Consider the following 24503-nt stretch of genomic DNA (forward strand, 5'->3'; position numbering starts at 1 on the left):
CGGAAAACCCCAAGCGGCTCCGCAACCCCCTGCGGAGCCCATGACGGAGAGAGAGATGACGGACCTGAAGGCATGGGAGGCGCTGGCCTCGAAAGAGCTGAAAGGGGCGGCCCCCGACAGCCTGAACTGGCAGACGCTGGAAGGCATCACGGTGAAGCCGCTCTACACCGCCGCGGACGTGGCGGGCCTGCCGCAGATGGGCGAACTGCCCGGGGTGGCGCCCTTCACCCGCGGCGTGCGGGCGACGATGTATGCCGGCCGGCCCTGGACGATCCGGCAATATGCCGGCTTCTCGACGGCGGAAGAGAGCAATGCCTTCTACCGCAAGGCGCTGGCCGCCGGGCAGCAGGGGGTGTCGGTCGCCTTCGACCTGGCCACCCACCGCGGCTATGACAGCGACCATCCGCGGGTGGTGGGGGACGTGGGCAAGGCGGGGGTCGCCATCGACTCGGTCGAGGACATGAAGATCCTCTTCGACGGCATCCCGCTGGAAAAGATCAGCGTTTCCATGACGATGAACGGCGCGGTGATCCCGATCCTGGCGAATTTCATCGTCACCGGCGAGGAACAGGGCGTGGACCGCAGCCTGCTGTCGGGCACGATCCAGAACGACATCCTGAAAGAGTTCATGGTGCGGAACACCTATGTCTATCCGCCCGAGCCCTCGATGCGGATCATCGCCGACATCATCGAATACACCTCGGCCGAGATGCCCAAGTTCAACTCGATCTCGATCTCCGGCTACCACATGCAGGAGGCCGGCGCGAACCTGGTGCAGGAGCTGGCCTATACCCTGGCCGACGGCCGGGAATATGTGCGGGCGGCACTGGCGCGGGGGATGAACGTCGACGATTTCGCCGGGCGGCTCAGCTTCTTCTTCGCCATCGGGATGAATTTCTTCATGGAGGCGGCGAAGCTGCGGGCGGCGCGGATGCTGTGGCACCGGATCATGTCCGAGTTCCAGCCGAAGAAGACCTCCAGCCTGATGCTGCGGACGCATTGCCAGACCAGCGGAGTCAGCCTGCAGGAGCAGGACCCCTACAACAACGTCATCCGCACCGCCTATGAGGCGATGGCGGCGGCTCTGGGGGGCACGCAGTCCTTGCACACGAATGCGCTGGACGAGGCCATCGCGCTGCCGACGGAGTTCAGCGCAAGGATCGCGCGGAACACCCAGCTGATCCTGCAGGAGGAGACCGGGATCACCCATGTGATCGACCCTCTGGCCGGGTCCTATTACGTCGAAAGCCTGACCCATCAGCTGGCCGAGGAGGCCTGGAAGCTGATCGAGGAGGTCGAGGCGATGGGGGGCATGACCAAGGCCGTCGCCTCGGGGATGCCGAAGCTGCGGATCGAGGAGACGGCGGCGCGGCGGCAGGCGATGATCGACCGCGGCGAGGAGGTGATCGTCGGGGTGAACAAGTATCGTCTGCAGAAGCAGGACCCGATCGACATCCTCGACATCGACAATGTGAAAGTGCGCGACGCCCAGATCGCCCGGCTGGAGCGGATCCGGGCGGCGCGGGACCAGGCGAAATGCGATGCGGCGCTTCTGGAACTGGGGCGGCGCTGCGCGGAAGGCGGCAACCTGCTCGAGGCGGCGGTGGAATGCGCCCGCGCCCGGGCCACGGTGGGGGAGATTTCTCTGGCGATGGAAGGCACGTTCGGGCGGCATCGGGCCGAGGTGAAGACTTTGGCCGGGGTCTACGGCTCGGCCTACGAGGGCGACGAGGGCTTCGCCCAGATCCAGAAGGATGTGGAGGCTTTTGCCGAGGCCGAGGGCCGGCGGCCGCGGATGCTGGTGGTGAAGATGGGCCAGGACGGCCACGACCGCGGGGCGAAGGTGATCGCGACAGCCTTCGCCGACATCGGCTTCGACGTGGACGTGGGGCCGCTGTTCCAGACGCCGGAAGAGGCGGCGCAGGACGCCATCGACAACGACGTGCATGTGATCGGCATCTCCTCGCAGGCGGCCGGCCACAAGACGCTGGCGCCGAAGCTGATCGAGGCGCTGCGGGCGCAGGGGGCGGGGGATATCCTGGTCATCTGCGGCGGCGTGATCCCGCAGCAGGATTACGACTTCCTGAAGGCGGCCGGGGTGAAGGCGATCTTCGGCCCGGGCACCAATATCCCGGCGGCGGCGAAGGACATCCTCGATCTGATCCGGGCGGCGAAGGGGTAGGGCCGGCATCGGCGGGTGAACCCCGCGCTGCGGGGTGGTGCGGGTGAACACCCGTCCCGGGCTTGACCCGGGACCTCTCTTTCCGGCGTCCCGCGGTTTGGGGGCGAGGTCCCGGGTCAAGCCCGGGACGGGTTGAAGGGGGGTAGGGCGGGGTTCACCCCGCCGCCGGGGTCACAGCTCGATCTCTCCGTTCGGTCCCGGCAGCTGCGGCCCCTCGGGGGTCAGCGGCGGGGCGTCGAGGCGGCGGCGGATCAGGATGTCGCCGTTCGGCAGCATCACCGGCATCTCGTAGTTGCGGATGTCGCCCATCAGCCGCACCAGCTCGGTCAGCTGCGGGCCGAGGTCCTCCAGCCAGGGCTTCGCCTCCTCCAGCGCCTTGGCCATGCCGTCCAGCGCCGGCTCCATCTCGGTCATCAGCCCGCGCAGGAGCAGCCTGGCGCCCTCCTCCATCAGCGAGGTGCCGCTGTCCTGGGGCTGTCCGGGTTTCGGGGGCTCTTCCGCGGCGGCGGCAAGCGGTGCGCACAGGGCAAGCGCAAGGATCAGGCGTTTCATCGGCGGCAGCCTTTCGACGGAACCTGCCCCTATATGGGCGCCGGGGCCTGCAGGCGCAAATCACATGTGGCCGATGGGCGGTGGCCTGCCGGGCGTCAGGCCGGGATGTCGATCGTCACCGGGAAATGGTCCGACGCCTGCAACAGTGCCTCGCGCAGTTCGGGCACCGCCATCACCGCGGGATCGTTGAACGGGTGCCAGATCCGCCAGTCCGGCATCCGCGCCGCCAGGTTGGGCGAGACCATGATGAAATCCAGCAGCGCCTCGAAATAGCGGTGCTGCGGCTTCAGGTAGAAGCGCGCGGTGGTGGGCGAGATGCCGACCTTGGATTGCAGCGCCAGCTCGGCATGGGGCTCGCGCAGGCGGAAGGGCGAGGACTTGTCGCAGCCCATCACGATCTCCACCCCCGAGCGGCCGAACAGCTTCTCGAATTCGTCCAGCCCGGGGCCGTCGTTGAAATCGCCCATCACCAGCAGCCGGTCGCCGCGGGCCAGATGCTCTTCGACCCGGGCGCGCAGCCAGATGCATTGCGCCAGCTGCTTGCGGCGGTTCTGGATCGACAGCCGCATGATCTCTTCGCGGGTCTCGGCGCCGTGCGGGGCCTTGGACTTGGCATGGACGCCGATCAGCCGCAGCGACAGCCCGCGGCCGGTCAGCGCGATCTCCAAGGGCGGCTTGGAGAAGCGGATCAGTTCCGGCGCGGTGTCGGTGTCGAGGTCGTAGCGGAAGGTGCCGTCGAAGCGCGGGGCGGAACGGCTGCCCTTCTTGCCCACCGGCGCGCCCTTCGGGTCGTGCCGCGGGGTGATCACGTCGGGGTCGTAGAGGAAGCAGATCTCCTGCTCGGTCTCCGAGGCGAACCCCAGCAGCGCGCGGCGCGCCCGCAGGCCGAAATGGCGGGCGAAGCTTTCCAGCGCGGTGACGGTGGAGCGGCGGGAATTGGTGTCCGGCCCCTCGATGATCATCACCCCGTCGGCATCCATCGCCGAGAACACGATGCCGAGCGCGCCGGCCTGCTCGCCCCGGCTGATGCCGTAGCGGGCCGAGGGCTCGGCGTCCTCGTGAAGCCGGCCGCGGTCGTCGAAGAGGGCGTTGAACCATTCGACATTGTAGCTGGCAAGGCGCAGCGGGCGGCGGGCGGGGGCCTCGGTCACGCGGCCTCCTTCTCGGCGATCTGCTTCCAGGCCTCGTTGATGACCTGCAGCCGCCGCTCGGCCAGCTTCATCGCCTCGGGCGGCACGCCGCGGGCCTGCATCACATCGGGGTGGGTGTCGCGGACCAGCAGCTTCCAGGCCTGCCGGGCCTGGTCCTTCGACGCATCGCGCGGCAGGCCGAGCACGTCGTAGGGATCGCGCGGCGCGCCCTCGACCAGCCGGGCGCGGACGGTGCGGAAGCAGGGCTCGTCCAGGCCGAATTCCTCGGCGACATGGGCGAGGAAGGCATCCTCGCCGCAATGGTAGCTGCCGTCGGCCAGAGCGATCTGGAACAGCGCCTCCAGGATGTCGACCAGGATGTGGTGGTCGTCGGCGCAGATGCGGTGCCCGTCCGGGTTGAACAGCCGGGCGATCTTGCGGGCATAGGCGTCGAAGCCGGCCACGTCCTGCCGGGCCAGGTCGAAGACATGGGCGGCATGGGCCTCTTCGCCCGGCGGGAACTGGAAGATGCGGCGGAAGGCGGTGACCTCGGCCCGGCTGACGGCGCCGTCGGCCTTGGCCATCTTGGCGCCGAGGGCGAGGACGGCGATGGTGAAGCCGACCGACTGTTCCGGTGCCGGCGCGCCGCGCAGGCGGTCGAAGACCACGGACAGCGGTTCGCCCTTGGCGAGGGCGGAAAGAGCGTCGGCGATGCGGGTCCAGATCGACATGATGGCGCGACCTTAGAGTCCGGGTCGTGCCCGGGCAAGCGGCCGGGCGGCGGCGCACGGGAATGTCAAAGGAATTTCGCCAGCAGCAACAGGTCGATGAAGCGGCCGAACTTGAACCCGGCCTCGGGGATGGTGGCGGTGAGGCGATAGCCCATGCGTTCGTGGAAGGCGCGGCCGGCGGGATTCTCGCCGGAGACGGCGGCGATCATCTGGTGGGCGCCGGCGGCGCGGGCGTGGTCCTCGACGGCCTCCAGCAGGCGGCGGCCGGTGCCGTGGCCCGACAGGCCGGGCAGCAGCGAGATCGAATGCTCCATGCAGGTGGCATAGCCCTTGCCGCCGCGGAACTGGCCATAGCTGGCCTGGCCGATCACCCGGCCGCCCTCCACCGCGACAAGGAAGGCATGGCCGAGCTGCGCCTTGGCGGCGATGGTGGCGGAAATCTCCTCGGGCGATTTCGGCACGGGCGAGAAGGTGACGGCGGTGTTCTCGATCCAGTGGTTCATCAGCGCGGCGATGGCGGGCGCGTCTTCCGCACAGGCGGGGCGGATCATTCCTCGGCCCGAAGCGCGACCTTCGCCTCGGCCTTCATCGCCTGGGCCAGCGAGGCGAAGCGGGTCTGCGCCACCTCGCCGAACAGGCCCACCCCCTGTTCGGTCAGCGACAGCACCAGCTGGCGCTTCTTCGGCTGCCAGCGCAATTCGCCCGCCTCGGCCGGGTCGCCCACGGCGAACATGGCGCCGAAGCGCATCGCCTTGCCCAGGACCTCGGCCTGGGCGATGTCTTCCTCGGGCAGCAGGCGGAACAAGGGCTCCATCCGGCTGCCGGCGCGGCTGTTCTTGTAGCGGTGCAGCAGCGCGAGGCCGAGGAAGACCCGGCCGGGATGGTCCAGCCCGCCGAGGTTGGCGCGGGTGGCGTTGTCGAAACAGGCCTCGGCCCGGTAGTCGGGATGGGCGCGCCAGGTGGTGTCGTGCAGCAGGCAGGCGGCCTTGATCAGCCGCAGCCGGTCTTCGGTCACGCCCTTGAACAGCGGTTCGAGGAAGAGGAACAGCTTCTTGCCGAAGCCGGGGATGCGGGCCTGGGTCAGCTCGGTCATCCGCGCCGCCTCGATCAGCGGGTCGCGGGCGCGCAGGCGGGCGGGCATCTGTTCGTAGAGCAGGCCCTCGCGGATGCCGTAGGAGGAGACGTCGATGGAGGAGGGCTTCAGCACCCGGACGATCTCGCGCAGCACCTCGCAGGCCAGGGGGACCAGTTCCATCCGCTCGGCGCTGGTGCCGGTGCGGCCGCGCAGGGCGGCAAGGTCGGCGGTGGCCAGCCAGTCCAGCGTGTCCATCAGCCCCTCGGGCGTCATCCGGTATTCGTGCAGCACGGTCAGCGGGTAGCTGCGGCGTTCCATGTCCAGCCGGGCGATCACCCGCCAGCTGCCGCCGACCAGGTAGATGCGGTCGCCTTCGGGGCGGATCGCGCGGGCGGCGGCGGAGAGCACGGCGTCGATATGCGCCTTGCGCTTCTTCGGCCCGCCCTCGATCTGCTGCAGCCGGAACGGGCCGAGCGGGGTGGAGACGCGCTTGCCGACCCGGCCCTCGGCGATGCGGGCGAGTTCCATCGAGTTGCCGCCGATGTCGCAGACGATGCCCTTGGCCTCGGGCCAGCCGAGTAGCACGCCCTGCGCGGACAGCCGCGCCTCCTCGGCGCCGTCGATGACATGCAGCTTCAGGCCGGTCTCGCGCAGGACCTGTTCCTGGAACGCGGCGCCGTCCTCGGCCTCGCGCACGGCGGCGGTGGCGACCACGGTGAAGGGCGAGACCTGCATCCCCTTGGCCAGCAGCGAGAAGCGTTTCAGCGCGGAAAGCGCGCGGGCCTTGCCCTCGGGGTGCAGCCTGCCGGTCTGGGCCAGGCCCTTGCCGAGGCCGCACATGATCTTTTCGTTGAAGAAATAGGCCGGGCTGCGGGCGGCGCCGTCGAAGACCACCATGCGGACCGAGTTGGAGCCCACGTCCACCACGCCAACGCGCGACAGCGCCCGGGCCGAAGGGTCGTCGAAGAGCGGTCGGCCGAAGGGGCCCCAGTCGCCGGCCTCCCCGTCGTCATCGTCGAGGGCGGGTGCTGTGCTGTCTGCATCCATGGCAGGGATTCCCCCTTAGTGCAGGTCCTAGATGTCAGCCGGGCGGAGGCTGGTCAACCATTTGTGGAATAGCGGGGGCGAGGGACAAGAAGGTGTCATCGCGCCGTCATGGAACTGTCATCTCCGCGAGGGCCGTAGGGCGGGTTTACCCCGCCGCCGTGGCCTTGCCATGGCGAAGGCCATCGCCTTCGCCACACAACAACGCTTCCCCTTGTCCCGGCCGGGCCTCAAAGGCCCGGCCAGCGCCCGCCCCGCCCTCGGCGGGCGCTTCTCGCCCGCCGGGTCGGGCGCTGGCCTCTCGGGGTTAAGGGCTGCCAGCGTTTCCGGGTGTAACCCTTACGCACGGGCGGGGCGAGGCAGTGCCTCGCCTCATCCCGCCCGAGGAGAGCGGAAAAGAGGCGGAGGTGAACCCGCCCTACGCCGCCGGTGGCGGCGCATCCTCCGGCGCCGCAGCGATGCGGGGCACGTCCTTGGCGCCCGCCGTGCCGCGGCCGGACAGCGAGGGGTTCTCCATGAAGAAGCGGTGGCAGGAGAACAGCTCGCGCCCGCCGTTCTGCCCGTTGTCGGTCAGGTCGCGGCGGTAGCTGCCGTCGGCCGACAGCACCCAGCTCTGCGCCTCGTCGGCCAGGTTGGCGGCCATGATCTGGCCCATGATCTGGCTTTTCACCGTGGGGTTATGCGCCTCGACCAGGGTTTCCACCCTTCGGCTGAGGTTGCGGCCCATCCAGTCGGCGGACGAAAAGAACACCCGCGCGTTGCGCGAGGGCAGGGCATGGCCATTGCCGAAGCAGACGATGCGGCTGTGTTCCAGGAAGCGCCCGACGATGGACTTCACCCGGATGTTCTCGCTGAGTCCCTTCACCCCCGGCCGCACCCCGCAGATGCCGCGCACTACCAGCGTGATCTTCACCCCGGCGTTGGAGGCGGCGTAGAGCGCGTCGATCACCTCGGGCTCGATCAGGCTGTTCATCTTGGCCCAGATCGCCGCCGGCCTGCCCTCGCGGGCATTCTCGGCCTCGCGCGAGATCAGGTCCAGCAGCCGGGTCTTCAGGCTGATCGGGCTGATCGCCAGGTTCTCCAGCCCCTGCGGCTGGACGTAGCCGGAGAGGTAGTTGAACACCTTGGTCGCATCGCGGCCGAGCGCAGCGTCGCAGGTGAAGAAGGACAGGTCCGTATAGATCCGCGCCGTGATCGGGTGGTAGTTGCCGGTTCCGTAATGGGTGTAGGTCACCAGCTGGTCGCCCTCGCGCCGCACCACGGTGGAGATCTTCGCATGGGTCTTCAGGTGCATGAAGCCGTAGACGACATGGGCGCCGGCCCGTTCCAGCCGGCGCGACTGCCGGATGTTCGCCGCCTCGTCGAAGCGGGCCTTCAGTTCCACCAGGGCGGTGACGGATTTCCCGGCCTCGGCGGCCTCGCAAAGCGCGGTGACGACAGGGCTGTCCCAGGAGGTGCGGTAGAGCGTCTGCTTGATCGCCAGCACGTTGGGGTCGCGCGCCGCCTGTTCCAGGAAGCGGATCACCAGGTCGAAGGTCTCGTAGGGGTGGTGCAGCAGCATGTCCTTCTGCTTGATCGCGGCGAACATGTCGCCCTCGTGGTCCTGCACCCGCTCCGGCACCCGCGGGGTGAAGATCGGCCACAGCAGATCGGGGCGCGAGGACAGCACCAGTTCCTTCAGGTCGGCGATGCCGAGAAGGCCGCGCACCTCCACCACCTCGGATTCGGTGACGTGGAGTTCCTCCATGATCAGGCTGCGCAGGTCTTCCGGGGCGCCGGCGGACATCTTCAGCCGGATCACCTCGCCCCGGCGGCGGCGTTTCAGCGCCACCTCGAATTCGCGCACCAGGTCTTCGGCCTCGTCCTCGACCTCCAGGTCGCTGTCGCGCAGCACGCGGAACAGGCAATGGCCGCGGTTGGCATAGCCCGGGAACAGCATGTCGAGGTGGAGGAGCAGCAGTTCCTCCAGCGGCAGGAAGCGGTTCTCGCCGTCCTTCCCCGGCAGGCGGACGAAGCGGGCGATCTGCTGCGGGATCGGCAGCAGCGCCTTCAGGCTGCGCTTGTCGGCCATCCGCTCCAGCTCCAGCGCCAGCGAGAAGCCGGTGTTGGGGATGAAGGGGAAGGGGTGCGCCGGGTCGATGGCCAGCGGCGAGAGCACCGGGAAGACATTGGTCAGGAAGTGCTGTTCCAGGAATTTCTGGTCGCGCACGGTCAGCTTGGAGCGGCTGACGAGGTCGATGCCCGCAGCCTCCATCTCGCGCCGCAGGGTCTTGAAGGTGGTCTGCTGGGTCTGCAGCAGCGCCCGCGCCTCGGCATGGATCAGCGCCAGCTGCTCGGCGGGGGAGCGGCCGTCCTCGGACAGGATGCGGTTGCCGGCGCGGACCAGCGCCCGCAGGCCGGCCACCCGGACGGTGAAGAATTCGTCCAGGTTGGTGGCCGAGATCGACAGGAAGCGCAGCCGCTCCAGCAGCGGGACGGCGGGGTTGGTGGCCTCCTCCAGCACCCGCCAGTTGAAGGCCAGCCAGCTGAGCTCGCGGTTGAAGAACCGGCGGGGTCCGGCGATCTCGGCCTCGGGCAGGGCGACGGGATCGGGGAAGGGGGATTTCAGGAAATCGGCGGTGGTCATGGCATCCGGAATACCCCGCCGACATGGCGGTTTGGTGTCAGTCTTTCACTCGCCGCTGCGGCTGTCCAGCGGCGCCGCGGGAAAGGGGCGGTGGGGATTTCCGCGAGGTGCCGGCCCTTGAAATGGCGAAGGTCCTCGCCTTCGCCATGGCGCAGCCGGCCCGATGGGGCCTACTCCTCCGGCGGCAGCAGCCCGGCGGCCAGCGCGCGGGTGACGGGGCGGCCCTCGGCCAGCGCGGCGGCGTCCAGCGCCGCGACCAGCGCCCTGGCGGCGCCGATGGAGCGGGGCATCCGGGCGAGCAGATAGGGGATCAGGTTCGGCGCCACCGCCAGCTGGCGGTCGGCGAACAGCTTCACCAGCACGGCGGAAAGCAGCGCGTCGTCGGGCGCCTCCAGCCGCGTCACCGGGGCGGCCTGCATCCGCGACAACAGGTCGGGCAGCGTGAGCCCCCAGTCGCGCGGCGGCGCGGCGGCGGTCAGGAGCAGCGCGCCCCGCGCCTCGGCCAGCAGGTTGTGCAGGTGGAACAGCGCCGCCTCGGCCTGCGCGTCCCCGGCAACGGCGGCGGCATCCTCCACCGCCACCCGCCCGGCGGCGGCCAGCGCGGGGAGGTCGAGCGCGGCCAGGTCCGCGGCAGCCACCACCGTGGCGCCGGTCTCCGTCGCCCAGATCTGCGCCAGATGGGTCTTGCCCGCCCCCGTGGGGCCAAGCAGCAGCATCTTGCCCCCCGGCCAGCCTTTCCAGCCGTCCAGTGCCGCCAGCGCCAGCGCATTGGCGGGCGAGACGAAGAACTCCGCCCGCGTCATGCCGTCCTTGGCGGGCAGGTCGAAGACCAGCTGGCGGCTCAAGCGCCCGTCCCTTTGCCGGACCTGCGCCGCGGCTTCTCGGCCTCGGCTGGCGTCCGGCCCTCCTGCCCGCGATACAGCAGGCTGGCCTGATACTGCTCCACCCCGAAGCGGGTCAGCACGCCGATGGAGGCGGCGACCGGCACCGCGACCAGCATCCCGACGAAGCCGAAGACGGTGCCGAAGGCCGACAGCGCCAGCAGGAGCCAGACCGGATGCAGCCCGACCGACTTGCCCACCAGCTTCGGCGTCAGGATGTTGCCCTCGATGAACTGGCCGGCGGCGAAGATCGCGGCGACGACACCGATGGACACCCAGTCGCCCCAGAACTGGAACAGGGCAAGGCCGATGGCCAGCACCCCGCCGACCAGCGCGCCGACATAGGGAATGAAGGTGATCGTCCCGGCGATGGCGCCGACGATCAGCCCGAACTGCAGCCCGGCCAGCATCAGCGCGATGGAGTAATACCCCCCCAGCAGCAGGCAGACCGAGACCTGCCCGCGCACGAATCCCGCCAGCACCGCGTCGATCTCGCGCGCCAGCCGCCGGACCGTGGGGGCATGGTCGCGCGGCAGCAGGCTGTCGACGCGGGCGATCATGTGGTCCCAGTCCAGCAGCAGATAGAAGGCCACCACCGGCACCACCAGAATGAAGACCACCACCGAGACCACGCCGAGCGCCGAATTGACCAGCCCGGCCACCAGTTCTCCGCCGCGCGACTGGATCGCCGCGCCGATGTCGGCCAGCGTCTGCCGCATGGTCGAGGTGGAATCGGCCAGCGACGGGAAGTGATCCAGCAGGAAGCCCTGCAACCGGCGCGAGATGTCGGGCGCGGCGTTGACCAGCGCGGCCAGCTGGCTGACCAGCGTCGGGATGATCGCCAGCACCAGCAGCACCACCAAGAGCAGCGCGAGAATCGAGATCAGCGCGGTGGCGGCGGTGCGGGAAAGCCCTGCGCGTTGCAGCCGGTCGGCGACGGGATCGAGGAAATAGGCGATGGCGCCGCCGACGAGGAAGGGCAGCAGCACATGGCCCATCAGCCACAGGAGCAGCAGGAACACCACGAATGCGATGCCCCAGTATTTCAGCTGCTGGCTTACCGGAAGTGCCATGGCCTCTCCTTTGCCTCCAGATGGCAGAGGACCGGCGCGCTGGCAAGTGCGGCAAGGCCGGGGGCCGGGCGGAGGGCCGCCGTCAGCATGCGCTTACCGGGGTGGTCCTAAACCGGAGGTGCATCGACGGCAGGGCGCGACGGCTGGCAGACCGGCGCCGCACCCCGGGCAGGCCGCCCGGTGGGCATGACCCGAAAGGACGACAGATGACCCGTGCATTCCTGCTTTCCATGGCGCTTGCCGCCGCTCCCTTCGCCGCGATGGCGCTGCCCGCGGTCGGCGACATCGTCGGCACCACGCCCGAGGCGGCGACTGCCGCGCTGAAGGAGAAGGGCTGCGAGGTGAAGGCGTTCGAGCCCGAGGACGGCAAGATCGAGGCCAAATGCACCGACACCGCCACCGGCAAGCCGGTCGAGGTCTATATCGACCCGAAGACCGGCGCCGTGGCCGAAGTCAAGCTGGAGGACTGATCGCGATGGCTGCCCCTTTCAGAACGCAGGCTGACGAGGCCGGCGCGATTCAGCCGGTGCGGCTGTGGGACCCGGTGATCCGGCTGACGCATTGGGGGATCGCGCTGATGGTGCTGGCGAATGCCGTGCTGACCGAAGGGGGCAGCCGGATCCATGTCTGGGCCGGCTGGGCGGGGCTCGCGCTTCTGCTTTTGCGGCTGGTCTGGGGTCTCGTCGGCACCGCAGAGGCGCGCTTCTCGGCCTTTCCTCCCAATCCGGCGGCGGCGCTGCGCCATCTGGTGCGGCTGGCGCGGGGACGGGTGGAGGAATATCCCGGCCACAACCCCGCGGGGGCGGCGATGGCCTATGCGCTCTGGGCCACGCTGGCGGTGCTGATGGCGAGCGGGATCTGGATGACGGGTGGCAAGTCGCCGATGCAGCTGGATGCACAGCGCGCCGCGGTTGCGGCGGGCGACTGGTCGGTCATGGTTGCCGAAGACCGGCGCGATGACGACAAGGCCCTTGGCGATGCCGTCGAGGAGGTGCACGAAGTGGCTGGCAACCTGATCCTGTTTCTTGTTCTCCTGCACCTCGTCGGCGTCGTTGCCGAATCCCGTGCATTGCGCCGCAACCTCGTCCTGCCCATGCTTTTCGGACCCCGCGAATGACCGAACCCGTCGCAAAGGCGAAGACCGGCGTCACCCGCAGGCTGAGCAATGCATTGGTGGCGTTTCTGGTGGTCCAGTCGCTGGCTGCGGTGTTCTTCGTCGGCGACGTGATCGGCGACCTGATTGCCGATCCCGGCTCGACCCATTTCATCACCGAGGCGCTGGTGACGCTGGTGCTGGTGATGGGGGTGGTCTTCGGCGCGGTGGCGCTGCGGCGAACGGTCGAGCAGATGCAGGCCCAGCAGACGGCGCTGGCCGTGGCCTCGGGCGCACTGGCCGAGGTGATCGGCGCGCAATTCGCGGCCTGGGGCCTGCCCCCGGCCGAGCGGGACGTGGGGTTCCTTGCCTTGAAGGGGCTGGACGTGGCCGGGATCGCGGCGCTGCGCGAGGCGGCGCAGGGCACGGTGCGGGCGCAACTGACGCGGATCTACGCCAAGGCCGGTGTCTCGGGCCGTGCCCAGTTCGCCGCTTTCTTCGTCGAGGACCTGCTGGGGCAGGGGCTGCCGGTCGATCCCGCATAGAGCTTGCCGCAAGAATCGCTTGACGGGTTTGGACCGTTCCAATATTCCGCGTTTGGAACGGTCCAAATGGGCTGCCGCCATCGGGAGGGTGAATGCGCTGGATATTGGCCGGGGCCAGCACGATTGCGGCCCAGCACATGATCGGGGCCTTTCGGGGCAATGGCGATACGGTGGCGCATGTGGTCTCCACCACCCCGGCGCGGGCGGCGGAATTCGCCGCCGAGCATGGCATCCCGAAGCATGGCAGCGATCTGGCCGCCGCGCTGGCCGACCCGGAGACGGATGCGGTCTACATCTCCTCGACCAATGAAAAGCACCGGGCGCAGGCGCTGGCGGCCATCGCCGCCGGCAAGCATGTGCTCTGCGAGAAGCCGCTGGCGATGACGGTCGCCGAGGCTGCGGAGATGGTCCGCGCGGCGCAGGCCGCGGGGGTGACCTTCGCCACCAACCACCACCTGCGCTGTTCCGGCAGCCACCGGGCGGTGCGGGCGCTGATCGCCGAAGGCCGGATCGGCCGGGTGCTGTCCCTCCGCATCTTCCACGCCGTCCACCTGCCGCCGCATCTTCAGGGCTGGCGGATCGACAACCCCGATGCGGGCGGCGGGGTGATCCCCGACATCACCGTCCACAACGCAGATGTAGCGCGGTTCCTGCTGGGCGAGGACCCGGCAAGCGTGGTGGCGCAGATGACCGCCTCGGGCATGGGGCAGGGGGTCGAGGATTCGGCGATGTCGGTCTGGACCATGCCCTCCGGCGCCATGGTCTTCGCCCATGAAAGCTTCACCCATCCCTTCGCCGGCTCGGGGCTGGAGGTGCATGGCACCGAGGGCTCGATCTTCGCGCGGGGGGTGATGACGCAGTTGCCGTTGGGCGAGATCGAGCTGGTGACGGCGAAGGGGCGCGAGGCGGTGCCGTTCCCGGACCACAACCTCTACGCCCAAGGCGTGCGGGACTTCTCCGAGGCCGTCGCCGGCCGCGGCCGCCCGGCGGCCGACGGTTGGGACGGCGTGGCCTCGCTGACCGTGGCGCTGGCGGTGCGCGAGGCGGCCCGGACCGGCGAAAGGCAGGCGGTGAGGATCGAGGGCAGGGCATGAGCAAGCTGGTTTCCCCCGCCGAGGCGGTTGCGCGCATTGCCGACGGCGCCGTGGTCACGGTCTCGTCCTCCTCGGCGCTGGGCTGCCCCGATCTGGTGCTGAAGGCGCTGGGGCAGCGCTTCCGCGACGAGGGCCATCCGCGCGGGCTGACCACGCTGCACCCGATCGCGGCGGGCGACATGTATGGCGTCAAGGGCATCGACTGGATTGCACAGGACGGGCTGCTGTCGCGGGTGCTGGCGGGGTCCTATCCCTCCGGCAGTTCCAACCTACCGATGCCGGAAATCTGGAAGATGATCGTCGAGGACCGGGTGGCCGCTTACAACGTCCCCTCCGGCATCATGTTCGACATGCACCGCGAGGCGGCGGCGAAACGGCCCGGGGTGCTGACCCGCGTCGGGTTGCAGACCTTCGTCGACCCGGTCCGCGAGGGCTGCGCGATGAACGCGAAGGCCGCAGAGCAGCCCATCGTCTCCCGCGTGGAGTTCGGCGGCGAGACCTGGCTGCACTTTCCCAATATCCAGCCCGATGTCTGCATCCTGCGGGCGACCACGGCGGACGAATGGGGCAACCTGACCTACGAACACGAGGGCGCCTATCTGGGCGGGCTGGAGCAAGCCATCGCCACCCGCACCAACGGCGGGCTGGTGATCGCGCAGGTCAAGCGGCTGACGGCGCGCGGGTCGCTGCGGCCGCATGACGTGCGGGTGCCGGGGCATCTGGTCGACCTGATCGTGCTGGACCCCGACCAGAAGCAGACCACCGAGACGCCGCATGACCCGGCGATCTCGGGCGAAGTGATCCGGCCGTGGGGCAGCTTCACGCTGGCCGAGCACGGCATCGAAAAGGTAATCGCCCGCCGCGCGGCGATGGAACTGCGCGCCGGGATGACCGCCAACCTGGGCTTCGGGATTTCCGCCATGGTGCCCCGGGTGCTGCTGGAGGAGGGCCATCCGCAGGCCGTGACCTGGGCCATCGAGCAGGGCGCTGTCGGGGGAATGCCGCTGACAGGCTTCGCCTTCGGCTGCGCCTCCAACGCCGATGCCTATGTGCCCTCGCCGCAGCAGTTCATCTACTTCCAGGGCGCGGGCTTCGACATGTCCTTCCTGTCCTTCCTGGAGGTGGATGTGGAGGGGAACGTCAACGTCTCGAAACTGGGCAAGAAGCCCTATCTGACCGCGGGCTGCGGCGGCTTCGTTGACATCACCGCGCACGCGAAGAAGATCGTCTTCTCGGGCTGGTTCGAGGCCGGAGCGCAGATCGATTTGACGGAATCCGGCATTTCGGTGCGTCAACCGGGGAAATTCACCAAGATGGTTGCACAAGTCGAACATGTCACCTTTTCCGGGCAGCGCGCGCGGGAACAGGGGCAGGAGGTGTTGTATATCTCCGAGCGCTGCGTGATGCGCCTCTCCGACAGGGGGCTTGTGGCGACCGAGATCATGCCCGGTATCGACCCGGCGCGGGACATCGTGGCAGCCTCGGAGGGCCGGGTGGCGGTGGCGGAGAATGCCGTGACCATGCCGCTGGCCCTGCTGGCCGAAGGGCCGATGGGATGGGCGCCATGAGCGGGGTCAGGCTGCACATCCAGGGGCCGGTGGCCGAGCTGCGGCTGGACAACCCGGCCAAGCTGAACTGCTTCACTGTCGAGATGCTGGGCCAGCTGGCCCAGCATCTGGAGGTGGTGGAGGGCCGCCCGGAACTCCGCGCCATGGTGCTGACGGCGGAGGGCGAGCGCGCCTTCTGCACCGGCGCCGACATCAACGCCTGGGGCGACCTGACCCCGGCGGAATTCGCCCGCAATTGGGTGCGCGGCGGCCATCGCATCTTCGACCGGCTGGCGCGGCTGGCGAAACCCACCATCGCGGCGCTGAACGGCCACGCCTTCGGCGGGGGCCTTGAGCTGGCGGCGGCCTGCGACCTGCGGGTGATGGCGCCGAAGGCCACCATCGCCTTGCCCGAGGCCGGGGTCGGCATCGTGCCGGGCTGGTCGGGGACGCAAAGGCTGGCCCGACTGATCCCCGAGCCGATGCTGAAGGAAATGGCGCTGTTCGGCCGCCGGATCGGCGCCGACCGCGCCCATGCCTGCGGCTTCGTCGCCGAGGTGGCCGAGGATGCCCGCGCCGCGGCCTTCGCCATTGCCGGGAACCTGACCGCCTTGTCGCCCCGTGCCGTCGAGATCGACAAGGCGATGATCCACGCCGCCCGCGGCGAGGATGCGGCGGCCATGGTCGAGGCGCTCGGCTCCGCCGCCATCGCCGCCTCGGCCGACCGCGACGAGGGCGTCGCCGCCTTCCGCGCAAAGCGCGCGCCAGAATTTCCGGGAACCTGACGATGACCGACCTGACCCTGATCCCCGCCACCGACGCCACGCTTCCCGAGGTCCGGGTGAATCGGCACTGGATCGGCGGCGAGTTCACCGCGTCCCGGGCTCGACCCGGGACCTCTGCTGGTGACGAGGTCCCGGGTCAGGCCCGGGACGGGGACGACTGGACTGAACGGCTCTCACCTTCCCACGGCGCCGTCGTCAGCCGCTCGGCCCGCGGCACGGCGGAAGATGCCGAGGCCGCCATCGCCGCGGCCCGGGCGGCCTTCGACGACGGGTGCTGGAGCCGGATACCGGCCAAGGCGCGGGCGGCGGTGCTCTTGAAGGTGGCCGATCTGATCGAGGCCAATGTCGAGCGGATGGCGCTGCTGGAGACGCTGGAATCCGGCAAGCCGATCAGCCAGTCGCGCGGCGAATGCGGCGGGGCCGCCGACCTCTGGCGCTATGCCGCGGCGCTGGCCCGCACCTCGCACGGCGACAGCCACAACAGCTTGGGCGAGGACATGCTGGCGGTGGTGCTGAAAGAGCCGATCGGCGTCGTCTCCATCATCACGCCGTGGAATTTTCCGTTCTGGATTCTTGCCCAGAAATTGCCCTTCGCGCTGGCCGCCGGCTGCACCTGCGTGGTGAAGCCGTCCGAGATGACCCCTTCGACCACGGTCATGCTGGGGGAACTGCTGCAAGAGGCCGGGCTGCCGGCGGGCGTGGTGAACATCGTCCTCGGCCTCGGTCAGCCGGTCGGGGCGCTGATGGCCGCGCATCCGCAGGTGGACATGGTGACCTTCACCGGATCGACCGGCGTCGGCCGCGGCATCGCGGCGGCGGCCTCCGGCACCTTGAAGAAGGTGGCGCTGGAACTGGGGGGCAAGAACCCGCAGGTGATCTTCCCCGACGCCGACCTCGACAGCGCCGCCGATGCCGTCACCTTCGGGGTCTATTTCAACGTCGGCCAATGCTGCAACTCCGGCAGCCGGATCATCGTGCACGAGGACATTGCAGACGCCTTCACCGCCCGGGTGGTGGAGCTGTCGCGCAAGGTGGCCTTCGGCGACCCGCTGGACCCGCGCACGCAGGTCGGCGCCATCGTCACCCCCGCGCATCAGCAGAAGATCGACAGCTATGTGCAGGCCGCGCAGGCCGAAGGCGCCACCGTCGCCCTCGGCGGCGGCGCGCTCACCATTCCCGGCTTGAAGGGCGAGTTCTACCAGCCCACCATCGTCGCCAACGTCACCCCCGCCATGGCCATCGCGCGGGAGGAAGTCTTCGGCCCGGTGCTCTCGGTCCTGACCTTCCGCACGCTTGACGAAGCGCTGGCCTTGGCGAACGATGCGTCCTACGGTCTTTCGGCCGGGGTATGGAGCGAGAACGTCCACACCTGCCTGGAATTCGCGCGGCGGGCGCAGGCCGGCACGGTCTGGACCAACACCTGGATGGACGGATTCCCCGAGGTCACCTTCGGGGGCATGAAGCAATCGGGCCTGGGCCGCGAGATCGGCCGCTACGGGATGGAGGAATTCCTCGAGGTGAAGTCGCTGGTGATGCGGATCGGCCGCACCCGCGCGCCTTGGGTGAAAGCGACCTGACCCCGCGAGGGGATAGGCAAAAACGACGACGCAACGATGGGAGGAAAACCGGATGCGTGGTTACTTCAAGGCGAAGATGACGGTTGCGGCGGCGCTGCTGGCCTCGACGGCCGGGATGGCGGCGGCCGAGGACGTGGAAGTCCTGCACTGGTGGACCAGCGGCGGCGAGGCCGCGGCGCTGAACGTGCTGAAGGAGGATCTGGCCGGGAAGGGCATCGGCTGGGTCGACATGCCGGTGGCGGGCGGCGGCGGCGAGGCGGCGATGACCGCGCTGCGCGCCCGCGTCACCGCCGGCGACCCGCCGACCGCGGTGCAGATGCTGGGCTTCGACATCCAGGACTGGGCCAAGGAAGGCGCGCTCGGCAACCTCGACGCCGTGGCCCAGGCCGAGGGCTGGGATGCGGTGATCCCGGCGGCGCTGCAGGCCTTCTCGAAATACGACGGCCACTGGATCGCGGCGCCGGTCAACGTCCATTCCACCAACTGGGTCTGGATCAACAAGGCCGCGCTGGACGCCACCGGCCTGGGCGAGCCGACCAACTTCGACGAGCTGGTCGCGGTGCTGGACAAGATGAAGGAAGCCGGGATCACCCCGATCGCCCATGGCGGCCAGGCCTGGCAGGACGCGACGATCTTCGACGCGCTGGTGCTGGCGGAGGGGACCGACTTCTACAAGGCCGCCTTCGTCGACCTCGACCCGGCCGCCTTGGGCGGCGAGAAGATGGCCGCGGCCTTCGACAAGCTGATCAAGCTGCGCAGCTACTTCGACGACAACTTCTCGGGCCGCGACTGGAACCTGGCCTCGGCCATGGTGATCAACGGCGAGGCCGGGATGCAGTTCATGGGCGACTGGGCCAAGGGCGAGTTCCTGAAGGCCGGCAAGGTGCCGGGCACCGATTTCGTCTGCATCCGCTTCCCGGGCACCCAGGGGGCGGTGACCTTCAACTCCGACCAGTTCGCCATGTTCAACGTGCAGGGCGAGGGCAAGCAGGCGGCGCAGGCCGCCATGGCCTCGGCCATCGAGAGCCCGGCCTTCCAGTCGGCCTTCAACGTGGTCAAGGGCTCGGTCCCGGCGCGGACGGACGTGCCGGACACCGACTTCGACGATTGCGGCAAGAAGGGCATGAAGGACCTGGCCGAGGCCAATACCGCCGGCACCCTGTTCGGGTCGATGGCGCATGGCCATGGCGCCCCGGCGGCGGTGAAGAACGCCACCTATGACGTGATCACCGCGGTGGTGAACGGCGAATACAGCGACGGCGCCTCGGCGGCCACCGCGCTGGCCGAAGCCGTGGCTGCGGCGCAATAAGCCGACCTCCCCGGGGGCGGGACCTTCGCCCCCGGGGCTGCAAATTCCCTGGAAGGAATTTGCGAAAAATCCTCGAAGATTTTTCCGCCACCCGCAGGGAAGGGGAGGACCAGCCATGGCTGAGCCGGCACAGGCCGATTTCCGCACGCGACTCCAGGACTGGCTGCCGAAGATCGTGCTGGCGCCGTCCTTCGCGGTGACGCTCTTGTTCGTCTACGGCTTCATCCTCTTCACCATCGTGCTCTCGTTCACCGGCTCGAAGATGCTGCCGAAGTTCGATGCCTGGGTGGGGCTGGCCAACTATCAGAGGCTGTTCAGCCTGCCGGAGTGGAAGATCGCCCTGGTCAACATCGCCATCTTCGCCAGCCTCTACATCGTGATCTGCACCCTGATCGGGCTGATGCTGGCGATCTTCCTGGATCAGAAGATCCGGGGCGAGGGCGCGCTGCGGCCGATCTATCTGTATCCGATGGCGCTGAGCTTCATCGTCACCGGCACCGCCTGGAAATGGTTTCTCGATCCCGGCATCGGGCTTCAGAACGTCATGCACCAATGGGGGTGGGAGAGCTTCCAGTTCACCTGGATCAAGTCGAACACCATGGCGATCTACACCATCGTCATCGCCGCGGTCTGGCAGACATCGGGCTTCGTGATGGCGATGTTTCTGGCCGGGCTGCGCGGCATCGACAATGAAATCCTCAAGGCCGCGCAGATCGACGGCGCGTCGAACTGGCAGCTGTATCGGCGGATCGTCATCCCGCTTCTGCGGCCGGCCTTCCTGTCGGCCTTCGTCATCCTCAGCCACCTGGCGATCAAGTCCTACGACCTGGTGATCGCGCTGACCAACGGCGGGCCGGGGCGGGCGACGGCGATGCCGGCGACCTTCATGTATTCCTACACCTTCACCCGCAACGAGATGGGGGTGGGCGCCTCCTCGGCGGTGATCATGCTGATGACCATCGCCGCGATCATGGTGCCCTACCTCTATGCCGAACTGAAGGAGAAGAAGTGATGGCCTCTTCAGTTTCGGGCGCGACCCAGGACAGCGCCGTCTCCACCGGCAACGTCACCCGCGTCTTCATCTATCTGGTGCTGATCCTCTTCGCACTGTTCTACCTGCTGCCGCTTTACGTCATGGCGGTGAACTCGGTGAAGCCGCTGGCCGAGATCACCGGCGGCAACATGATGGCGCTGCCGAGGGACTGGACGCTGGAGCCCTGGGGGGCGGCCTGGTCCACGGCGCAGATCGGCGTCTCGCCCACCGGGCTGAAGCCCTATTTCCTGAACTCGATCCTGATGGTGGTGCCGGCAGTGGCGATCTCCACCGTGGTCGGTGCGCTGAACGGCTACATCCTGACCAAATGGCGCTTCCGCGGCGACACCTGGGTCTTCGGGCTGATGCTGTTCTCCTGCTTCATCCCGTTCCAGATCGTGCTGATCCCGATGGCGCGCGTGCTGGGGCTGCTGGGGCTGGCCGGGTCGGTCCCGGGGCTGATCCTGGTGCATGTGGTCTACGGCATCGGCTTCACCACGCTTTACTTCCGCAACTACTACGCCGCCTTCCCGACCGAGCTGATCCGGGCGGCGCAGATCGACGGCGCCGGCTTCTTCCGCATCTTCTGGCGCATCCTGCTGCCGGTCTCCGGCCCCATCGCCGTGGTCAGCGTGATCTGGCAGTTCACCAACATCTGGAACGACTTCCTGTTCGGCGTCTCCTTCGGCGGCACCTCGCAGCCGGTGACGGCGGCGCTGAACAACCTGGTGCAGTCCTCGACCGGGGTGAAGGAATACAACGTCCATTTCGCCGGCGCGATCCTGGCCGCGCTGCCCACCCTCTTCGTCTATATCGTCGCCGGCCGCTATTTCGTGCGCGGGCTGATGGCTGGCTCTGTGAAAGGCTGATCCATGGGCTTTCTCGACATCTCCAACGTCACCAAATCCTACGGCTCGGTCGAGGTGCTGCACCGCGTCGACATCTCGGTCGAGGAGGGCGAGTTCCTCGTCCTTGTCGGCCCCTCGGGCTGCGGCAAGTCCACGCTGCTGAACATGATCGCCGGGCTTGAGGGCATCACCGGCGGCGAGATTTCGATCAAGGGCCGCGTCGTCAACGGCGTCCATCCGTCGAAGCGCAACATCGCCATGGTGTTCCAGTCCTACGCGCTTTACCCCAACATGACCGTCGGCCAGAACATGACCTTCGGGCTGGAGATGCACGGCGTCCCGAAGCCCGAGCGCGACAAGGCGCTGGCCGAGGTGGCGAAGCTCTTGCAGATCGACCACCTCCTGGACCGCAAGCCGGGGCAATTGTCGGGCGGCCAGCGCCAGCGCGTCGCCATGGGCCGGGCGCTGGTGCGCGACCCCGACGTGTTCCTGTTCGACGAGCCGCTGTCTAACCTGGACGCCAAGCTGCGCGTCGACATGCGGACCGAAATCAAGAAGCTGCACCAGAAGCTGCGCACCACCATCGTCTATGTCACCCACGACCAGATCGAGGCGATGACGCTGTCCACCCGCATCGCGGTGATGAACAAGGGCCATGTCCAGCAACTGGGCAAGCCGAAGGAAATCTACGACAGCCCTGCGAACCTCTTCGTCGCTACCTTCATGGGCAGCCCGGCGATGAACATCGTGCCCGCCAAGGTAGTGATGGAAGGCGGCCGGCCGCAGGCGCAGGTGACCGATGCCGAGGGCCGGCCGATCCTGCTGGCGCTGGAGCAGGGCAATCTGGCGGGATGGGAGGGGCGCGACATCCTCCTCGGCATCCGGCCGGAGGCGATCACCGATCCCGAGGGCGCCGACCGCAACTCCCACGCCATCCGCAGCCTGTCGAACCTGGTCACCGTCACCGAGCCGGCGGGGGCGGACACTTTCGTCACCATGTCGCTATCGGGGCGCGACGTGATCGCCCGGATGCGGGCCGATGCGGCGGTGCATCCCGGCCAGCGCTTCGACTTCGCGGTGAACATGGAGAAGGCGGTGGCCTTCGACCCGGCCACCGAGGAACGGATCGCCCCCTGATGCAGCCCGACATCCTGATCATCGGTTCCGGCATGGGCGGGGCCACCCTGGCGGCATCGCTGGCGCCCTCGGGCCGCCGGATCGTGATCCTGGAACGCGGCGAGCGCTTGCAGGACTGCCCCGAGGCGCGCGACCCGGCCGCCATCTTCCGCCGCGCCTTCTTCAAGCCGAAGGAGGTGTGGAAGGATGCCCAAGGCCGCAGCTTCGAGCCGGGCAACTACGCCTTCGTCGGCGGCAACACCAAGTTCTACGGTGCGGTCCTGCTGCGCTACCGGGCCGAGGATTTCCGTCCCCTGCGTCATATCGAGGGCACCACCCCGGGCTGGCCGATCCCCTACGAGGCGCTGGAGCCGTATTACTCGCGGGCCGAAACCCTGTATCGCGTCCGCGGCGATGCCGGGTCGGGCGACCCGACCGAGCCGCCGCATTCCGCGCCCTATCCGTTTGCGCCGATCCCCGACGAGCCCGACATCGCCGCCCTGCGCGCGGCCTTCGCGGCGCAGGGCCTGCACCCCGTGCCGCTGCCGATCGGGCTGGACATCGACGCCTGGCTGAAACGCGCGCCCACCACCTGGGATGCCTTCCCCTGCACCACCGGCGCCAAGTCCGACGCCGAAAGCTGCGGCCTGGCCGAGGCCTTGAAGCACCCCAACGTCACCCTGCTGACCGGGGCGAAGGTCACCCGCCTGCTGGCCGAGGGCCGCAAGGTGACCGGGGTGGAGGTCGAACGGAACGGGACGCGCGAGGTGATGACCGCGCCGCTGGTCTGCCTGTCGGCCGGGGCGGTGATGTCCTCGGCGCTGCTGCTGGCCTCGGCCAATGCCGAGCATCCGAACGGACTGGCGAACGGCTCGGATCAGGTCGGCCGCAACTTCATGAACCACAACCTCACCGGGATGGTGGCCTGGAACCCGTTCCGGCGGAACCGCACGGTCTACGAGAAGACCATCCAGGTCAACGACTGGTATCTGACCGGCGGACCGGAGGGCGAGCCCTTGGGCAATATCCAGATGCTGGGCCGGATCACCGGGCCGATCCTGGCCGGCGAGGCCGGGCTGCCGCTCTGGCTGGCGCGCCACATCGCCGACCATTCCATCCACATCATGGCGATGTCCGAGGACCTGCCCGACCCCGACTCCCGCGTCCTCTGGCGCGACGGCGTGGTGCTGGACGGACGCCGCACCAACACCCGCGCGCATGACCTGCTGGTCGCGCGGCTGAAGCGGGCGATGAAGCGGGCGGGCTGGCCCGTCGTGATGGCGCGGGGCTTCCCGAAGTCGAAGCCCAGCCACCAATGCGGCACCGCGCGGATGGGGGCGGACCCGGAGACCTCGGTGGTGGATGCGAACCTGAAGGCGCATGACCTCGACAACCTCTATATCGTCGATGCCTCGGTGCTGCCGACCTCGGCCGCGGTGAACCCCTCGCTGACCATCGCCGCCTTGGCGCTGCGGGCCGGCGCGCATATCGGCGGGCTGCAATGAGCGCCCCCGTCGCCCTGATCACCGGCGGCCAGCAGGGCATCGGCCTTGCCATCGCCCTGGCCCTGCAAGGCGCAGGCTTCCGCATCGCCGTGGCCTCCTTGCCGCCCGCCGAGGCCCCCGCGGTGCGCGAGGGGATGTCGCGGTTGCAGGACGCCAGCTACTACCCCCACGATGTGGCCGATGCCGGTGCCGCGCCGGGGCTGCTGGAGCGGGTGGAGGCCGACCTCGGCCCCGTCGCCTGCTTCGTCTCCAACGCCGGGGTCCCGGCCAAGGTGCGCGGCGACCTCCTCGACCTGACGCCCGAGTCCTGGGACCATGTGCTGGCCGTCAACCTGCGCGGTGCCTTCTTCCTGGCGCAGGAGGTGGCCTGCCGCATGGTCCGCCGGCAATCGCCGCATTACCGCTCGCTGAGTTTCGTCACCTCGGTCTCGGCCGAGATGGCCAGCGTGGAGCGCGGCGAATATTGCGTGTCGAAATCCGGCGCCTCGATGGTGGTGAAGCTGTTCGCGCTGCGGCTGGCGCCGCTGAACATCGGCGTCTTCGAGCTGCGCCCCGGCATCATCGCCACCGAGATGACTGCCGGGGTGCGCGACAAATACACCGCCCGGATCGAGGCCGGCCTCGTCCCCGCCCACCGCTGGGGCGAGGCGGAGGACATCGGCCGCGCCGTGGTGCCGCTGGCCACCGGACGGATGGCTTTCGCCACCGGCATGGTGGTGCCGCTCGACGGCGGACTTTCCATCGCAAGGCTGTAGGA

At 68.9% G+C, this 24503-nt stretch carries 22 protein-coding genes; 14 read left to right on the forward strand and 8 right to left on the reverse strand.

Features of this window, described 5'->3' with window-relative positions; all coding sequences use genetic code 11:
- Positions 1-55: 55 nt before the first annotated feature.
- Entirely contained in the window at positions 56-2182 is a 2127-nt protein-coding gene (scpA, locus tag G5B31_RS07455; RefSeq protein ID WP_394352122.1) for a methylmalonyl-CoA mutase, read from the forward strand.
- Between the two features lie 171 nt (positions 2183-2353).
- Here the strand turns inward: scpA and G5B31_RS07460 are convergent, their stop codons facing one another.
- The 8 genes from G5B31_RS07460 to G5B31_RS07495 all read right to left on the reverse strand — a co-directional run bounded on the left by G5B31_RS07460 (position 2354) and on the right by G5B31_RS07495 (position 11294).
- Positions 2354-2734: a hypothetical protein gene (locus G5B31_RS07460; protein WP_165015460.1), complete on the reverse strand. Its 381-nt coding sequence runs from the start codon at positions 2732-2734 to the stop codon at positions 2354-2356.
- Between the two features lie 95 nt (positions 2735-2829).
- Complete coding sequence (locus G5B31_RS07465) at positions 2830-3885, reverse strand: endonuclease/exonuclease/phosphatase family protein (RefSeq protein WP_165015463.1); 1056 nt, start codon at positions 3883-3885, stop codon at positions 2830-2832.
- The gene (locus G5B31_RS07470; protein ID WP_165015466.1) at positions 3882-4595 is read right to left on the reverse strand and encodes a molecular chaperone DjiA; all 714 of its coding nucleotides are present in this window, start codon (positions 4593-4595) and stop codon (positions 3882-3884) included. The genes G5B31_RS07465 and G5B31_RS07470 overlap by 4 nt, the downstream gene beginning before the upstream one ends.
- A gap of 65 nt (positions 4596-4660) precedes the next feature.
- Positions 4661-5146, reverse strand: coding sequence for a GNAT family N-acetyltransferase (locus tag G5B31_RS07475; protein WP_165015469.1), 486 nt, complete (start codon positions 5144-5146; stop codon positions 4661-4663).
- A complete protein-coding gene (locus G5B31_RS07480; RefSeq protein WP_165015473.1) occupies positions 5143-6717 on the reverse strand; it encodes a Ppx/GppA family phosphatase in 1575 nt (524 codons plus the stop codon). The genes G5B31_RS07475 and G5B31_RS07480 overlap by 4 nt, the downstream gene beginning before the upstream one ends.
- A gap of 415 nt (positions 6718-7132) precedes the next feature.
- On the reverse strand, positions 7133-9340 hold the full coding sequence (locus G5B31_RS07485) for an RNA degradosome polyphosphate kinase (RefSeq protein ID WP_165015476.1): 2208 nt from the start codon (positions 9338-9340) through the stop codon (positions 7133-7135).
- 170 nt (positions 9341-9510) lie between these two features.
- Positions 9511-10185: a DnaA ATPase domain-containing protein gene (locus G5B31_RS07490; protein WP_165015479.1), complete on the reverse strand. Its 675-nt coding sequence runs from the start codon at positions 10183-10185 to the stop codon at positions 9511-9513.
- Positions 10182-11294 carry an AI-2E family transporter gene (locus G5B31_RS07495; protein ID WP_165015482.1) on the reverse strand — a complete coding sequence of 371 codons (1113 nt, stop codon included), beginning with the start codon at positions 11292-11294 and terminating at the stop codon, positions 10182-10184. Before G5B31_RS07495 ends, G5B31_RS07490 begins: the two co-directional genes overlap by 4 nt.
- A 206-nt stretch (positions 11295-11500) precedes the next feature.
- On the opposite strand from G5B31_RS07495, the gene G5B31_RS07500 reads away from it, so the two are divergent.
- The 13 genes from G5B31_RS07500 (at position 11501) to G5B31_RS07560 (ending at position 24501) form a co-directional block, all read left to right on the forward strand.
- Positions 11501-11764, forward strand: a complete 264-nt coding sequence (locus tag G5B31_RS07500) for a PepSY domain-containing protein (RefSeq protein ID WP_165015485.1) — start codon at positions 11501-11503, stop codon at positions 11762-11764.
- A 5-nt stretch (positions 11765-11769) separates the two neighbouring features.
- Complete coding sequence (locus G5B31_RS07505; RefSeq protein WP_165015488.1) at positions 11770-12411, forward strand: cytochrome b/b6 domain-containing protein; 642 nt, start codon at positions 11770-11772, stop codon at positions 12409-12411.
- Positions 12408-12932, forward strand: coding sequence for a LuxR family transcriptional regulator (locus G5B31_RS07510; RefSeq protein ID WP_165015491.1), 525 nt, complete (start codon positions 12408-12410; stop codon positions 12930-12932). The genes G5B31_RS07505 and G5B31_RS07510 overlap by 4 nt, the downstream gene beginning before the upstream one ends.
- A 92-nt stretch (positions 12933-13024) precedes the next feature.
- Positions 13025-14026, forward strand: coding sequence for a Gfo/Idh/MocA family protein (locus G5B31_RS07515; protein ID WP_165015494.1), 1002 nt, complete (start codon positions 13025-13027; stop codon positions 14024-14026).
- A complete protein-coding gene (locus G5B31_RS07520; RefSeq protein WP_165015497.1) occupies positions 14023-15594 on the forward strand; it encodes an acyl CoA:acetate/3-ketoacid CoA transferase in 1572 nt (523 codons plus the stop codon). Before G5B31_RS07515 ends, G5B31_RS07520 begins: the two co-directional genes overlap by 4 nt.
- Positions 15591-16358: an enoyl-CoA hydratase/isomerase family protein gene (locus G5B31_RS07525; protein WP_165015500.1), complete on the forward strand. Its 768-nt coding sequence runs from the start codon at positions 15591-15593 to the stop codon at positions 16356-16358. The genes G5B31_RS07520 and G5B31_RS07525 overlap by 4 nt, the downstream gene beginning before the upstream one ends.
- A gap of 2 nt (positions 16359-16360) precedes the next feature.
- Positions 16361-17935 (forward strand): aldehyde dehydrogenase family protein, encoded by a 1575-nt coding sequence (locus G5B31_RS07530; protein ID WP_165015503.1) that lies wholly within the window; start codon positions 16361-16363, stop codon positions 17933-17935.
- Positions 17936-17987: 52 nt separating this feature from the next.
- Positions 17988-19244: an ABC transporter substrate-binding protein gene (locus tag G5B31_RS07535; RefSeq protein ID WP_165015506.1), complete on the forward strand. Its 1257-nt coding sequence runs from the start codon at positions 17988-17990 to the stop codon at positions 19242-19244.
- Between the two features lie 115 nt (positions 19245-19359).
- Positions 19360-20256, forward strand: coding sequence for a carbohydrate ABC transporter permease (locus G5B31_RS07540; RefSeq protein ID WP_165015509.1), 897 nt, complete (start codon positions 19360-19362; stop codon positions 20254-20256).
- Positions 20256-21146, forward strand: coding sequence for a carbohydrate ABC transporter permease (locus tag G5B31_RS07545; protein WP_165015512.1), 891 nt, complete (start codon positions 20256-20258; stop codon positions 21144-21146). Before G5B31_RS07540 ends, G5B31_RS07545 begins: the two co-directional genes overlap by 1 nt.
- Before the next feature lie 3 nt (positions 21147-21149).
- A complete protein-coding gene (locus G5B31_RS07550) occupies positions 21150-22262 on the forward strand; it encodes an ABC transporter ATP-binding protein (RefSeq protein ID WP_165015515.1) in 1113 nt (370 codons plus the stop codon).
- Complete coding sequence (locus G5B31_RS07555) at positions 22262-23746, forward strand: GMC oxidoreductase (protein ID WP_165015518.1); 1485 nt, start codon at positions 22262-22264, stop codon at positions 23744-23746. The genes G5B31_RS07550 and G5B31_RS07555 overlap by 1 nt, the downstream gene beginning before the upstream one ends.
- Positions 23743-24501 (forward strand): 3-ketoacyl-ACP reductase, encoded by a 759-nt coding sequence (locus G5B31_RS07560; protein WP_165015521.1) that lies wholly within the window; start codon positions 23743-23745, stop codon positions 24499-24501. The genes G5B31_RS07555 and G5B31_RS07560 overlap by 4 nt, the downstream gene beginning before the upstream one ends.
- Positions 24502-24503: the final 2 nt, after the last annotated feature.

This window comes from Rhodobacter sp. SGA-6-6, assembly GCF_011043545.1.
In the GTDB taxonomy this organism is placed as follows: Bacteria; Pseudomonadota; Alphaproteobacteria; order Rhodobacterales; family Rhodobacteraceae; genus Pseudogemmobacter.

What these genes read in the sequence shown, in the direction of transcription:
- G5B31_RS07505 (WP_165015488.1), top strand. Translation starts at nt 11,770, where the DNA reads ATGGCTGCCCCTTTCAGAACGCAGGCTGACGAGGCCGGCGCGATTCAG.
- G5B31_RS07545 (WP_165015512.1), top strand. Translation starts at nt 20,256, where the DNA reads ATGGCCTCTTCAGTTTCGGGCGCGACCCAGGACAGCGCCGTCTCCACC.
- G5B31_RS07495 (WP_165015482.1), bottom strand. Translation starts at nt 11,294, where the DNA reads ATGGCACTTCCGGTAAGCCAGCAGCTGAAATACTGGGGCATCGCATTC.
- G5B31_RS07540 (WP_165015509.1), top strand. Translation starts at nt 19,360, where the DNA reads ATGGCTGAGCCGGCACAGGCCGATTTCCGCACGCGACTCCAGGACTGG.
- G5B31_RS07470 (WP_165015466.1), bottom strand. Translation starts at nt 4,595, where the DNA reads ATGTCGATCTGGACCCGCATCGCCGACGCTCTTTCCGCCCTCGCCAAG.
- G5B31_RS07525 (WP_165015500.1), top strand. Translation starts at nt 15,591, where the DNA reads ATGAGCGGGGTCAGGCTGCACATCCAGGGGCCGGTGGCCGAGCTGCGG.
- G5B31_RS07560 (WP_165015521.1), top strand. Translation starts at nt 23,743, where the DNA reads ATGAGCGCCCCCGTCGCCCTGATCACCGGCGGCCAGCAGGGCATCGGC.
- G5B31_RS07500 (WP_165015485.1), top strand. Translation starts at nt 11,501, where the DNA reads ATGACCCGTGCATTCCTGCTTTCCATGGCGCTTGCCGCCGCTCCCTTC.
- G5B31_RS07550 (WP_165015515.1), top strand. Translation starts at nt 21,150, where the DNA reads ATGGGCTTTCTCGACATCTCCAACGTCACCAAATCCTACGGCTCGGTC.
- G5B31_RS07535 (WP_165015506.1), top strand. Translation starts at nt 17,988, where the DNA reads ATGCGTGGTTACTTCAAGGCGAAGATGACGGTTGCGGCGGCGCTGCTG.
- G5B31_RS07515 (WP_165015494.1), top strand. Translation starts at nt 13,025, where the DNA reads ATGCGCTGGATATTGGCCGGGGCCAGCACGATTGCGGCCCAGCACATG.
- G5B31_RS07510 (WP_165015491.1), top strand. Translation starts at nt 12,408, where the DNA reads ATGACCGAACCCGTCGCAAAGGCGAAGACCGGCGTCACCCGCAGGCTG.
- scpA (WP_394352122.1), top strand. Translation starts at nt 56, where the DNA reads ATGACGGACCTGAAGGCATGGGAGGCGCTGGCCTCGAAAGAGCTGAAA.
- G5B31_RS07520 (WP_165015497.1), top strand. Translation starts at nt 14,023, where the DNA reads ATGAGCAAGCTGGTTTCCCCCGCCGAGGCGGTTGCGCGCATTGCCGAC.
- G5B31_RS07475 (WP_165015469.1), bottom strand. Translation starts at nt 5,146, where the DNA reads ATGATCCGCCCCGCCTGTGCGGAAGACGCGCCCGCCATCGCCGCGCTG.
- G5B31_RS07460 (WP_165015460.1), bottom strand. Translation starts at nt 2,734, where the DNA reads ATGAAACGCCTGATCCTTGCGCTTGCCCTGTGCGCACCGCTTGCCGCC.
- G5B31_RS07555 (WP_165015518.1), top strand. Translation starts at nt 22,262, where the DNA reads ATGCAGCCCGACATCCTGATCATCGGTTCCGGCATGGGCGGGGCCACC.
- G5B31_RS07530 (WP_165015503.1), top strand. Translation starts at nt 16,361, where the DNA reads ATGACCGACCTGACCCTGATCCCCGCCACCGACGCCACGCTTCCCGAG.
- G5B31_RS07480 (WP_165015473.1), bottom strand. Translation starts at nt 6,717, where the DNA reads ATGGATGCAGACAGCACAGCACCCGCCCTCGACGATGACGACGGGGAG.
- G5B31_RS07485 (WP_165015476.1), bottom strand. Translation starts at nt 9,340, where the DNA reads ATGACCACCGCCGATTTCCTGAAATCCCCCTTCCCCGATCCCGTCGCC.